A 12,344-nucleotide genomic window follows, 5' to 3' on the forward strand; every position below is an offset into this window, starting at 1 on the left:
ATTTGCAGGTGCCTTACGTTCCGGGGGCGGGGGAACTGGCGGTCTTTTGCGGGGCGATGATTGGAGCCGGTCTGGGATTCTTGTGGTTCAACTGCCACCCCGCGCAGATGTTCATGGGCGATACCGGTTCGCTGGCCCTCGGCGGTGCCTTGGGCATTCTTGCCGTGTTGATTCATCAACCGTTTGTGCTGTTGATCGCCGGCGGAGTCTTTGTCCTCGAAGCGGCCTCCGTCGTTTGCCAGACGGGTTATTTCAAATACACGAAGCGGAAGTATGGCGCCGGCCGCCGCATTTTTTTGATGGCGCCGCTGCATCACCATTTCGAGAAGAAAGGCTGGTACGAATCGCAAGTCGTGACCCGATTCTACATCCTCTGCGTGCTCTGTGCCGTGGTCGCGTTGAGCACCTTGAAACTCCGTTAACCCTAAGTACTGTGCTTGCTCTGAACGATAAACGCGTCCTGGTCGTTGGCCTGGGCATCAGCGGACGCGCCGCGGCGCGATTGTTGCGCCAGGGCGGCGCGCAGGTGGCGGCGCTGGATGGGGTGGATTCCGGCGCGTTGCGGACCGAGGCGGAAGCGTTGCAGCGCCTGGGCGTGGAGGTTTTCCTGGGATGCAAACGAGTTCCGTCCGGAATGTTCGATCTGGCCGTAACCAGTCCGGGTGTTCCTGCGGAATCGAACCTGATGCGCGAGATTCGGCAGCGGAACATCCCGGTGATTGGCGAGTTGGAACTGGGCTGCCAGCACGCGCTTTGTCTGAACATCGCGATCACCGGCACGAACGGCAAAACCACCACGACCGAACTGGTCGAGCGTCTCCTGACGCATTGCCACCGCAAGACGCTCGCGGCGGGCAACATTGGCCGGCCCGTTTGCGAGGTGATCGAGCAAACTCGCGATCTGGATTTTCTGACATTGGAAGTCAGCTCCTTTCAACTGGAGACGATTCAGTATTTCCGCCCGGCGGTGGCCGTGCTCTTGAACATTACTCCGGACCATCTGGATCGATACGCTTCCCTGGCAGACTATGCGCGCGCGAAAGCTCGGTTGTTCCAGAATCAACAGGCGTTTGACTGGGCCATCATCCAGACCGAAGCCCTGGCTTACATTCGATCCCTCGGAATGACGGTCCCATCCAAAATCGTCACCTTCAGCGCGAACAACCGGCGCGCGGACCTTTACCTGGACCGGGGGTTGTTGATCAGCCGATTGCCCGACTGGGCGGGTCCGTTGCTGGACATGGAGGAATGCCGGATTCGCGGCCCTCACAACGCGGAAAACTTGATGGCGGCCCTGGCGGTGGGCCGGGTGTTGCGGCTGCCGCTGGAACAAATGAAGGAAGCCCTGCGGAATTACGCGCCCGCTCCGCACCGGTGCGAGATCGTGGCCGAGATCAACCAGGTGCGGTTTGTCAACGACTCGAAGGCCACCAATCTGGACGCGCTCCAGAAAGCGCTGCTGGCGATGCCAGGCCCGCGTTCCGGCGACGCGAACGTGCTTCTGATTGCCGGCGGCAAAGACAAAGGGCTGGCTTACCACGACATCGGACCACTGCTGGCCCAGCGCGTGAAACACGCGTTTTTGCTGGGAGAAACCCGGGAAAAAATTCGCGCGGCGTGGAGTCTTTTTACTCCTTGCACCCTGGTGGAATCGTTGTTAGAAGCAGTTTCCAGAGCATTTGAGTGTGCACAATCAGGCGACGTCGTACTGCTCTCACCCGCCTGTTCGAGCTTCGATATGTTTCAGAGCTACGCACATCGGGGGGAAGTGTTTCGCCAGGCGGTGGAGCAGGTCGCCCGATCCTTGAATCAAAATGCCGTCAGTGGCAATACTACTGCTGGTAGCACCGTTGCGAACAGCGGTTCAGTCGCAAACGAGAACGACGCCCAAACCATTTCGCCACGAAGTTTCTCGAAGGAAAACTTCGCTGCGAATCATTCTTCGTGAAATCCTCATTCAACCCACGATAATCGCCATAAGTCCATGAATACTCCCAGCCCGTTAATCCCCCAGGGATCGTTGCAGCAGCACAAGTCTCAGGGCAAATCCACGGTCCGCATTGCCGTCTTCACCATCATCGCTCTGCACGCCTTTATCTTCACCGGCCTGCTCATGCAATCCGGCTGCCGACCGGACGCGGATAAGACCGCGGGCGCCAAGCCGCCCGGAACGCTCACCGCTACGAATGACGAAGTGCCAAAGCTCGATTCCGGCTTTTACACCAGCTCGCGCGACCTTCCTTCCACGAATCTTCCCCCGCAGACGAACGTCTTCGTTCCGACTGATCTCGCTCACGCCACGTCGGCGCCGCCTCCGGCTTTGACGACGACGGCCCCGCCTCTGGTTGCCGAGACTCAGGCTCAGGCGAAGGAATACACGATCGTGAAGGGCGACACGCTTGGCAAGATCGCCACGGCGCACGGCGTCACCGTCGCCGCTATCAACAAAGCGAACGAAGGGCTGGAACCGACGCGGCTTCGCATCGGCCAGAAGATCATGATCCCGGCACCGGCCGCTCCGGCGGCAAGCACGACGGGTGGTTTAGGCGTCGCCGAACCGGCGGATGGCACCTCGACGGTTTACGTGGTCAAAGCGGGTGACACATTGGCCAAAATCGCGAAGGAGTATAAGACCACCATCAAAGCGATCAAGGCGGCCAACAACATGAAGACGGACCGTTTGTTGGTGGGAAAGAAACTCAAACTGCCTGCGCCGCAAAAGGCCGGTGGCGCTTCGGCCGGAGCCACCAATCCCAGTTCCACTCTGATGGCCTCTCCGACCAGCGCGCCCTTGTCGAAGCCGAGACAGTAGCCGGGATGAAAACCGCGGCGACCTTATTCGTGGTTTGTGTGGGCGCGCTCTTGTCGCTGGGTCTCGTCATCCTCTACAGCGCCGGCATGAATCACGGCGGCGCGCGCTATTTGCTCATGCAACTGGTCTGGTGCGGCATCGGGTTGATGGCCTGCGCGGTCGCGGCCTGGATGGACTATCGCCGGCTCAAGAAGATTGCCTGGCTGTTGCTGGCGGCGGCCATCGTGATCCTCGGTCTGGTTTTGGTTCCCGGCATCGGCGTGCAAATCAAAGGCGCCCGGCGCTGGTTCGATTTGGGTTTCGCGAAATTCCAGCCTTCCGAAGCCGCCAAACTCGCGCTCATTATCGCGATCGCTCATTACGCGGACCGCAACCAGCACCTCATGGGGACGTTCAAACGCGGGTTGCTCCTGCCGGGGCTGCTCATCAGCGTCGTGCTGGCGCTTGTCTTTGTCGAACCCGACCGCGGCACGACCGTGCTTCTGGCCGCGACCACCGGCGTGATGTTGCTGATTGCGGGGGTTCGCTGGATGTATTTGGTTCCGCCAGTCGGCGCGGCGGTTTGCGGGCTGGCTTATTCACTCTGGCACGATCCGGTCCGACTCGGCCGAATCTTAAGCTGGCTTCATCCGGAAGCGCACAAGGAAGGCGTCGGTTTCCAGGCCTGGCAAGCGCGGCTGGCGCTGGGCACCGGAGGATGGACTGGGTTGGGTTTAGGAAATGGACGACAGAAGCTCGGATTCGTTCCCGAACATGAAACGGACTTCATTCTGTCTGTCATTGGCGAAGAACTCGGCGCCGTGGCGACGCTGAGCATTGTCGTACTTTTCATCGTGCTCGTCCTTTGCGGGGTGTACATCGCCTGGAATTCGCGGGACTCCTTCGGAATGCTGCTCGGCTCCGGGATTGTTTTTCTGATCGGATTCCAGGCGTTGATCAACATCGGCGTGGTGACCGGAGTTTTTCCGAACAAAGGGCTGCCCCTGCCGTTCATCAGTTACGGCGGGTCGAATCTGTTGCTCATGCTCACTTGCGTGGGCCTGATCATGAGCATCGCACGCCACGTGCGAGACCCGGTCGCCGTCGAATCGGAACGTTACTCGTCGAAAGAAATCTTCGCCCCTCAGACGCCTTGATGCGAATGCCAGAGCCAATCCCGTCCGTTGTCATCGCGTGTGGCGGAACAGGAGGACATTTGTTCCCGGGAATGGCCGTCGCCGAGGCGCTGCACCAGCGGTCGTGTCCCGTGACCTTGCTGGTTTCCGCCAAAGAGGTGGATCAACTGGCCGTCCAGGCCGCGCCCGAATTCGCCATCGAAACGTTGCCTGCCGTGGCGCTGCAAAATGGCGCGGGGCTCGCGTTTGTCCGCGGGTTCTGGAAGTCCTTTCGCCTGTGCTCGAAGCTTTTCGCGCGGCGACGCCCGCAAGCGGTGCTGGCCATGGGTGGTTTCACCAGCGCGCCGCCTATTCTGGCGGGCCGGTTCCGAGGCGCGGCGACGTTCCTGCACGAATCCAATGCCGTTCCCGGCCGGGCCAACCGCTGGCTCTCTTTTGTCGTGGACGAAGCATTCGTCGGGTTTTCGTCTTCGGCGCGGAGACTTTTCACGCAAGCCGTCCGAATCACGGGAACGCCCGTCCGCCCACAATTCAAACCCGCCGATGCCGGCGCGTGCCGCGTCGCGCTCGGCCTGGATCCGAACCGGCCCGTCCTGCTAATCATGGGCGGCAGCCAGGGTGCGCGCCGCATCAACGAGTTGGTGACGCAGTCGCTGGCGCAGATCGGGACTCGGGCGCCGCAACTGCAGTTCATTCATCTCACGGGCAGTTCCGACCAGGCGAGAGTGGCGGCGGCCTACCGGGCCAGCGGCCGGCGCGCTCTGGTGCGCGCGTTCTTGACCGAAATGGAACTGGCCTTGGGGGCCGCGACGCTGGCGATTGGACGCGCCGGCGCCTCTTCGTTGTCCGAACTGGCCGCGATGCGGTTGCCCACGATCTTGATCCCTTACCCCTCCGCGGCGGACGACCATCAATTTCATAATGCGCGGGCTTACGTTGAGACGGGCGCAGCCGTGCATCTCGCCGAATCGACGGTCAATCCCGAAATCCTGAGCCGCCACGTTCTGGAGTTGGTTGAGAACACTTCCGCGCGAGGCGAGATGAGCCGCGCGCTCGAACGATGGTTTTACCCTCACGCCGCGGAAGAAATCGCCGGGCGCATTTTGGAAATGATCAACTTTCCCGGAATCAGCGAGCGGGAAACGCAACCTTTGCCCGAAGCGATCGGTAAGAGTTCGGCCGCTCTCGACCGGAATGACGAAAACAGACTCGCATTCGCAGTGAAATGAAATCCCTGACGCCAGCCGAAGTGGACGCGCTTCTGAAGACGCAGGCCTCCGGCGCGACGGTTTATCTGGTGGGCGCCGCGGGTTGCGGCATGAGCGGCCTGGGGCACCTTTTCCTGGACCTGGGCTGCAAGGTGGCCGGATCGGATCTCGTCGAAAACGAGGCGACTCGCCAATTGCAGAAGCGCGGCGCCGCAGTTCAGAGCACTCACTCCGCGGACTGCCTCAAGGCGGCGTGCCCTTTCCTGGTTGTCCATTCTTCGGCCATTCCGGACGACAATCCGGAATTGCTGTCTGCGCGAGATCTCCGGGTTCCGGTGGCGCGGCGTGGCGCGGTCCTTGCGGCGCTGCTGCGCAGGCAGCGCGGGATTTGCATTGCGGGCATGCACGGCAAGACGACGACTTCGGCGCTGGCGGCGCATGCGTTGGAGCAACTGGGAGCCGCACCGAGTTATGCGATTGGAGCGGAAGTTCCTCAACTGGCGCCGCACGCGCGATTCGTGAACGCAACGCTTCAGGAAGAGGGCCAAGGTTTTCGAACCGTGCGTACGGCCCATGAACCGGTAAGGACGCGTTCCACCGCGTCCCAGAAATTGTCTTTCCGATCGCAGAGTAAAGTCAGGGACGGAGTGGAATCCGTCCCTACCAGATTCAGGGGAAGTCCGGACTCTGCGCCGTTTTTTGTCGTGGAAGCGGACGAAAGCGACGGCACGCTGGCTGATTTTCAACCCGAGCATGCCATTCTTCTCAACCTCGACGCCGAGCACCTGGATCACTTCGCGGATCTCGATGGCGTGTGCGCCGCGTTTCAACAATTCGGCGCTCAGGTCTCCGGCCGATTGATCTATTGCGCCGACGACGAACGCCTGGCGCGGTTATTCGCCGGGAAATCAAACGCCCTCTCGTACGGCTTTCATGCCAGGGCGCAATATCGAGTTGAATGCCTGACCGACGCGTCACGCCTCACGCCTCACGCCTCACGTCTTACCCCTTTCAAAGTCTTCCACGGCGACGCCCGCCTGGGCGAATTCACGACCGCGTTGCTGGGCCGGCAAAACGTCTCCAACGCCGTTGCCGTCGTCGCGTTGCTGCACCAACTTCAGTTTCCACCCGACGCCATCGCTCGGGCGATTCGGTCGTTTCGCGGCGCCACTCGCCGCCAACAGGAGTTGTATCGCGACGAAGGCTGCCGCGTTTTCGACGACTACGGACATCATCCGACCGAGATTCGCGCCACTCTTCGGGCGCTGAAGGAACTCGCGCCGGCGCGGCTGCTGGTCGCATTCCAGCCGCACCGGTTCAGCCGCACCCAACAGTTGATGGCCGAGTTCGCCGCCTGTTTCGAAGAGGCAGACCGGCTCTGGCTGACGGAGATCTATCCCGCCAGCGAACCGCCGATTCCCGGCATCGACAGCACGGCGCTGGCCGGGGCGATCCGGCGGCAGGGACAGGACGTGGAGCTCGTTCCGACACTCGGCCAACTTCCGGATCAAGTCCGAAACGACATCGCTTTCGGCGATTTGGTGCTTTTTCTCGGCGCCGGTGACATCACCGAGGCGGCGCACGCGCTGGCCGATCAGTTGGAGCAGGCGGCGGCCGGGAGGAGGCAATCGCTGGCATCCGATCTGGCCCGCCGATTGTCGCCGGCTTCGGTCGTGCGCCACGACGAACCTTTGGCCAAACGCACCACGTTGCGCGTCGGAGGCCGGGCGGATCTCTACGTGGAGCCGGCTTCAGAAGCGGATCTGGCCGCGGTTCTGCATTTTTGCGCCGAACACGAGCTGTCGTTTTTGATGCTTGGGCGTGGCTCGAACCTGTTGATTCAAGACCGCGGCATTCGCGGCGTGGTGATTTCCCTGGCGCATCCGCAGTTCTGCCGCATCGAAGTTTGCGGAACCGAATTGGTGTGCGGTGCGGGCGCGAAGCTGAAGGCTGTGGCCGTCGAAGCCAAACGGCACGGCTTGAGCGGACTGGAATTTCTCGAAGGCATTCCCGGCAGCGTGGGCGGCGCGCTACGCATGAACGCCGGCGCGATGGGCGGGGCGACGTTCGAGATGGTGGCATCCGTGCGGTTCATGGATTTCGCGGGCCGCGTTCAGGAACGGAGCGCTGAGGAAATCGAGGTCGAATACCGCGGTTGCCCGCACTTCCGGCACCACATCGCCTTGAGCGCGGTGCTGAAAGCCCGGCCCGAAGCTCCGGAAGCGATCGCGGCCAAAATGAATGCCTGCAGCCAGAAACGCTGGAAATCCCAACCGGCCGCGCCCAGCGCCGGCTGCATGTTCAAGAATCCCGTGTCCATCCCGGCTGGCCGATTGATCGAGGAGCTCGGTTTGAAAGGCACGCGCGTCGGCGGCGCGGTGATCTCCGGCGTGCATGGAAATTTTATTGTCAACGACGGCGGCGCCACGGCCGAGGACGTGCTCGAGTTGATCGATTTTGTGAAACAGAAGGCCCGTTCTGCGCGAAGCATCGAGCTGGAGACCGAAGTGGAAATCATCGGCGAAATCGCGCCGTGCAAAGCAGGGCTTCCGGCGTCCACACCGCTTGAACGGAACTCCGCGGTCCCGGCGAAGCTATGACATGTCGCCTGCACATCACCGTGATGCTGGGCGGCCCTTCGGCCGAACGCGACGTGTCGTTGCGCAGCGGCCAGGCTGTGGCATCCGCGCTTCGTTCGCTCGGCCATGCGGTTGCGGAGTTGGATCCGGTCGATCCGCATTGGAAACTTCCCGAAAAAACCGACGTCGTGTTCCTGGCTTTGCACGGAACGTACGGCGAAGACGGCGCCGTTCAACAGCGGCTCGAGGACTTGGGCGTGCCTTACACGGGCTGCGGCCCCGAAGCCAGTCGCGTCGCGTTTGACAAAGTCCTGACCAAACAGAGGCTCGTGCAGCTTGGCGTGCCCACGGCGCGTTTTGCCGTGGTCAAGTCGCCGTCGGCCCCCTGGCCTGGCGCCTGGAAGCCGCCGGTGGTGCTGAAGCCGGTGCGGCAGGGATCCAGCGTGGGGCTTCAGTTCGTCGATCGCACCGACCAATGGCCGGCCGCGCTGGCCGAGTCGCTGCGCTTCGACTCCGAAGTGCTGCTGGAAGAGCGCATCGACGCGCGCGAGACCACGGTGGGCATCCTGAACGGCCGCGCGCTGCCGGTCGTCGAAGTCCGGCCCAAACGCGGCGCTTACGATTACCAAAACAAATACACGTCCGGCGCGACGGAATACTTTTGCCCGGCGCCGTTCGACAAGGCCACGACCGAAGGGATTCAATCCGCCGGGCTGCGCGCGTTCGATGCCGTCGAAGGCCGGGACTACGGGCGCGTGGATATCATGGTGCGTCCGGACGGCCAGCCGGTGGTTTTGGAAGTCAATACGCTCCCCGGCATGACGGAAACGAGCTTGTTGCCCAAGGCCGCGGCGGCAGCCGGGATTGGTTACGCGGAGCTATGCCAGCGGATGATTGATCTAGCCCTGCGGCGCAGCCGCAGTCGCAGTCCTTAAAGCGTTACAACGTTGCAGCTCTTTGCGCTCTCTGTGGCTAAGCAACGGCTGTTTTAAGGTTTAAGAGTTGCCTTAGCCTGCCAACAATTTCGGCGATTGTAGCGCAGAGTTGCACTCTCAGACACGTTATGTGGTTCAAATCCAAATCGGCCAATCGGCGAATCGAACGGGATCATGTTCTTGACGTGAAGATGCGCGCGCGCCAGATCCGGGCCGGGCGCGTCCGCTTTATCACCAAACTGGGCGCCATCGTTTTCGGCACGGCGCTGACGCTGGGCCTGTTTTGGTACGGGAGCGATTGGGCGCTGAAGGAGTGGCTCTACAAGAACCCCGCTTTCAGCATCAAACGCCTCGACGTCGCGACCGACGGGGATCTTTCCACCGAACAGATTCTGGCCTGGGCCGCGGTGAAGCCTGGCGACAGTTTGCTCGCCGTGGATCTGCTTCGGATCGAGCGCGATCTCCAGCTTCAGCCCGTGATTCAGGACGCGTCGGTCGTGCGCGTCCTCCCGGACACGCTGAAAATCCGCGTGACGGAACGGGAGGCCATCGCGCAGGTCACCGGTTTTCAAGCGCCGTCCGCGGGCGAGCCACCCAAACCCACCACGTTCTATGTCGATCCGGCCGGCTATGTCATGTTCCCGCTTGGGTCGCCCGCCGGCTTACGCGCAAACTCTTCCAACCCGGAGGCTCTGCCGATGTTGACGGGTGTTCTCGGCACGGAGTTGCGCCCTGGCAAGCGGGCCGAGTCCCAGGAAATTCAGGCCGCGTTGCGGCTCATCACTTTCTTCGAACGCTCGCCGATGGTGGGGGTGGTCGATCTCAAAACGATTGATCTTTCGGCGCCGCCGGTCTTGCAGGTGACGACCCGCCAAGGGAACGAAGTGCTTCTCGCGCCCGAAGATCTTGAGCGGCAACTGCGCCGCTGGCGGGTCGTCCATGACTTCGCCGCGCAAGAGACCAAACAGATCGCCTTGCTGGATCTTTCCGTGTCCAACAACGTCCCCGTTCGCTGGCATGAGGCCGGCACCCCCTCGCCGCCTCCTGCCAAACCTCCCAAAACCCAACGTTCGATGAAAAAACATGTTTAAGTCTCATCCTATCATTGTCGGACTGGATCTCGGCACGTCGAAAGTCTGCGCCGTCGTCGCCGAACCAAACGAGACGGGCGCGATCAATGTCATTGGCGTGGGACAGGCCAAGTCGCGCGGCGTGCGGAAGGGCGAGGTGGTTGATGCCGCGGCCTGCGGCGAGGACATTCGCAATGCCATTGTGGAAGCCGAACAGATGGCGGACGTCGAGATCCGCAGTGTTTTCCTGGGCGTCACCGGCGCGCACCTGCGGGGGTTCAACAATCGCGGTTTTCATCCGATCGTTTCCCACGACCGGGAAATCATGGAGGCCGACGTTCAGGACGTCGTGAAGAACGCCAAGGCGATCAATTTGCCGGCGGACAACCACGTCGTCCACGTGATCCGGCAGCATTTCCTGGTGGATGGCCAGGACGGCATTGTCAATCCGGTGGGCATGTTCGGTTCGAAAGTCGAAGTCGATGTCCACGTCATGCACGGAAATTTCAACCGCCTGCAAAATCCGATTCGCATCGTCAAGGGCCTCCAAATCGAAGTGGAGTGCATCGTCTTCAACGGATTGGCCTCCGCGCTGACCTGCCTGGACAACCAACAAAAAGAGCTCGGCGCACTCGTGATCGATTTGGGCGGCGGGACGACGGATTACGTCGTCTATGCCGACGGCGTGATCAAACACACCGGCGTGCTGGCCGTGGGGGGCGACCATGTTTCCAACGACCTCGCCTACGGGTTGAAACTGCCGATGGGCCGCGCGGAACAGCTCAAGATCGAGCATGGTTCGGCCCTCCTGGATCGTTCCGTGCGCGGCAAGAGTCTCCAACTGACGAACTCCCTTGGCACGCCGGAAAAAACCGTGAATCTTGAACACCTGCACCGAATCATGTCCGTTCGTGTCGAAGAGATTTTTCAACTCATTGCCGAGGATTTGGAATCGACCGGGCTGCTGGATTATCTCCGGTGCGGCGTCGTGGTCTGCGGTGGCGGCGCCCGAACTCCGGAGATTCAACGGCTCGGCGAACAGGTGTTCGGCCTGCCGACTTCGGTTGGCAAAGCGACGGCCATCAGCGGTCTTCGCTCCACACTGGATCAACCCGAATTCGCCACGGCCATCGGATTGGTGAAGTTCGGATCGTTCGAGAGCAAGAAACGCGGCGAAGCGCACTCGCTCTTGCCGCGCGGACTCCGAAGCACCCTGGGCCAACTGTTCCGCCGCGGGTAACGAGATTATGACAACTGAAAGCAACCTTCCTCCGCCGCCCAGCCCGAAGCCCCTTTCGGGAAAAGTCATCGGCCTGGGCACCGCCGGGATTCAAGCGGCCGATTACATGGCGCAAACGGACTTGCGCGAACTCGCCTTCGCCGCCCTTCACACCGAGGCGCGCGCGCTGGAGAACGCGGCTGCGCCCGACAAACTGTTGCTCGGCGCCGGGTTGATGCGCGGGCTGGGCGCGGGCGGCGATTCCGATCTCGGCCGAGCCGCGGCGGAAGAGGACTTCGCCCGGTTGAAGACCCTTTGTGCCGGCGCGGACCTGGTGTTCATCCTGGCCGGGCTGGGTGGAGGCACGGCTACGGGCGCGGCGCCAGTATTGGCGCGGGCCGCCCGGGAGACTGGAGCGCTCGTGCTCCCGATGGTCACGCTGCCTTTCGAGTTCGAAGGCCATCGGCGGCAGCAGCAAGCCCGTCTGGGTTTGCAGCAACTCAAAGCGTCGGCGGACGGCGTGCTGAGTCTGCCCAATCAGAAGCTGGTGAAACTTCTGGACGAAGGCGCGCGCGCGCTCGAAGTGTTGAGGCTCACGCAAGAACTGCTGGCGCAGGGTGTGCGCGGCCTCTGGCAAATGCTGACGCGGTACGGCTTGCTGAATGTCGAATTCGCGGACCTCGCTTCAGTGCTCCGGGGCCGCCACTGGGAAAGCTCCTTTGCCTGCGCTCAAGCCATGGGAGAAGACCGGGCGCAGGTTGTCTTTGAAAAACTGCTTTCGAGCCCGCTCCTGGATGAGGGGAAACTCGTCCCGGATGCGGAAGCCATCCTGATCAGTGTGATGGGGGGAGCGGACCTGACGATGTCCGACGTCAACGGCGTTTTGCAGCGCATTCATCAACAGGCGGAGCAGGCGCAACTCATCGCCGGCGCGGCGATCGACGATCAGCTTCAAGGCCAGTTGGCGGTGACGATGGTCGTTTCGCGACGCGGCCAGACTGTTCATGAAGACTCCGCGGCCCTGTCCAGACTCGCGCGCGGATCCAACTCGTCCGATGAACCCGCGGGCCCGGAGATCGAGAATCAATTCTTTGGCGCGCCGGCCCGCCAGCGGCCCGCGTTCCGTTTTGTCCCCCCGCCGCCGGAACTGACGCCCGAACAAACGAAACGTCTCCTGTCACAGCCGTCGGCTCGCCGGCGCAAATCGGTCTCGAACTGGCTGCAAGGCCAGTTGCCGCTGGAAATCATCTCCAAAGGCCGGTTCGACAAAAGCGAGCCGACCCTCCACGACGGTGAAGATCTCGATGTTCCGACTTACATCCGCCGCGGCGTGTCATTGAATTAGCCGATTCCGTGAGGGACGCGGCGAGCCATGTCCGCGCGAAGTAGCGCAGGCTTTCCAGCCT

At 62.0% G+C, this 12,344-nt stretch carries 10 protein-coding genes; all 10 read left to right on the plus strand.

Features of this window, described 5'->3' with window-relative positions; all coding sequences use genetic code 11:
- Window positions 1-422: phospho-N-acetylmuramoyl-pentapeptide-transferase (gene mraY, locus FJ398_05895; GenBank protein MBM3837482.1), on the plus strand; the 422-nt coding region annotated here is incomplete at its 5' end.
- Window positions 236-1,948 carry a UDP-N-acetylmuramoyl-L-alanine--D-glutamate ligase gene (murD, locus tag FJ398_05900; GenBank protein ID MBM3837483.1) on the plus strand — a complete coding sequence of 571 codons (1,713 nt, stop codon included), beginning with the start codon at window positions 236-238 and terminating at the stop codon, window positions 1,946-1,948. The genes mraY and murD, both read left to right, overlap by 187 nt.
- Before the next feature lie 36 nt (window positions 1,949-1,984).
- Entirely contained in the window at window positions 1,985-2,812 is an 828-nt protein-coding gene (locus FJ398_05905) for a LysM peptidoglycan-binding domain-containing protein (GenBank protein MBM3837484.1), read from the plus strand.
- A 5-nt stretch (window positions 2,813-2,817) separates the two neighbouring features.
- The gene (ftsW, locus tag FJ398_05910) at window positions 2,818-3,948 is read left to right on the plus strand and encodes a putative lipid II flippase FtsW (protein ID MBM3837485.1); all 1,131 of its coding nucleotides are present in this window, start codon (window positions 2,818-2,820) and stop codon (window positions 3,946-3,948) included.
- Complete coding sequence (locus FJ398_05915) at window positions 3,945-5,156, plus strand: UDP-N-acetylglucosamine--N-acetylmuramyl-(pentapeptide) pyrophosphoryl-undecaprenol N-acetylglucosamine transferase (GenBank protein ID MBM3837486.1); 1,212 nt, start codon at window positions 3,945-3,947, stop codon at window positions 5,154-5,156. Before ftsW ends, FJ398_05915 begins: the two co-directional genes overlap by 4 nt.
- Entirely contained in the window at window positions 5,153-7,735 is a 2,583-nt protein-coding gene (gene murB / locus FJ398_05920) for a UDP-N-acetylmuramate dehydrogenase (protein ID MBM3837487.1), read from the plus strand. The genes FJ398_05915 and murB overlap by 4 nt, the downstream gene beginning before the upstream one ends.
- Window positions 7,732-8,649 (plus strand): D-alanine--D-alanine ligase, encoded by a 918-nt coding sequence (locus tag FJ398_05925; protein ID MBM3837488.1) that lies wholly within the window; start codon window positions 7,732-7,734, stop codon window positions 8,647-8,649. Before murB ends, FJ398_05925 begins: the two co-directional genes overlap by 4 nt.
- 128 nt (window positions 8,650-8,777) lie before the next feature.
- Entirely contained in the window at window positions 8,778-9,740 is a 963-nt protein-coding gene (locus FJ398_05930; GenBank protein ID MBM3837489.1) for an FtsQ-type POTRA domain-containing protein, read from the plus strand.
- Window positions 9,733-10,959 (plus strand): cell division protein FtsA, encoded by a 1,227-nt coding sequence (gene ftsA, locus FJ398_05935; protein MBM3837490.1) that lies wholly within the window; start codon window positions 9,733-9,735, stop codon window positions 10,957-10,959. Before FJ398_05930 ends, ftsA begins: the two co-directional genes overlap by 8 nt.
- Window positions 10,960-10,966: 7 nt before the next feature.
- Window positions 10,967-12,283 carry a hypothetical protein gene (locus tag FJ398_05940; protein MBM3837491.1) on the plus strand — a complete coding sequence of 439 codons (1,317 nt, stop codon included), beginning with the start codon at window positions 10,967-10,969 and terminating at the stop codon, window positions 12,281-12,283.
- The last annotated feature ends 61 nt before the right edge of the window (window positions 12,284-12,344 follow it).

Source organism: Verrucomicrobiota bacterium, assembly GCA_016871535.1.
In the GTDB taxonomy this organism is placed as follows: Bacteria; Verrucomicrobiota; Verrucomicrobiia; order Limisphaerales; family SIBE01; genus VHCZ01.

What these genes read in the sequence shown, in the direction of transcription:
- FJ398_05905 (MBM3837484.1), top strand. Translation starts at nt 1,985, where the DNA reads ATGAATACTCCCAGCCCGTTAATCCCCCAGGGATCGTTGCAGCAGCAC.
- ftsW (MBM3837485.1), top strand. Translation starts at nt 2,818, where the DNA reads ATGAAAACCGCGGCGACCTTATTCGTGGTTTGTGTGGGCGCGCTCTTG.
- murB (MBM3837487.1), top strand. Translation starts at nt 5,153, where the DNA reads ATGAAATCCCTGACGCCAGCCGAAGTGGACGCGCTTCTGAAGACGCAG.
- FJ398_05925 (MBM3837488.1), top strand. Translation starts at nt 7,732, where the DNA reads ATGACATGTCGCCTGCACATCACCGTGATGCTGGGCGGCCCTTCGGCC.
- FJ398_05930 (MBM3837489.1), top strand. Translation starts at nt 8,778, where the DNA reads ATGTGGTTCAAATCCAAATCGGCCAATCGGCGAATCGAACGGGATCAT.
- ftsA (MBM3837490.1), top strand. Translation starts at nt 9,733, where the DNA reads ATGTTTAAGTCTCATCCTATCATTGTCGGACTGGATCTCGGCACGTCG.
- FJ398_05940 (MBM3837491.1), top strand. Translation starts at nt 10,967, where the DNA reads ATGACAACTGAAAGCAACCTTCCTCCGCCGCCCAGCCCGAAGCCCCTT.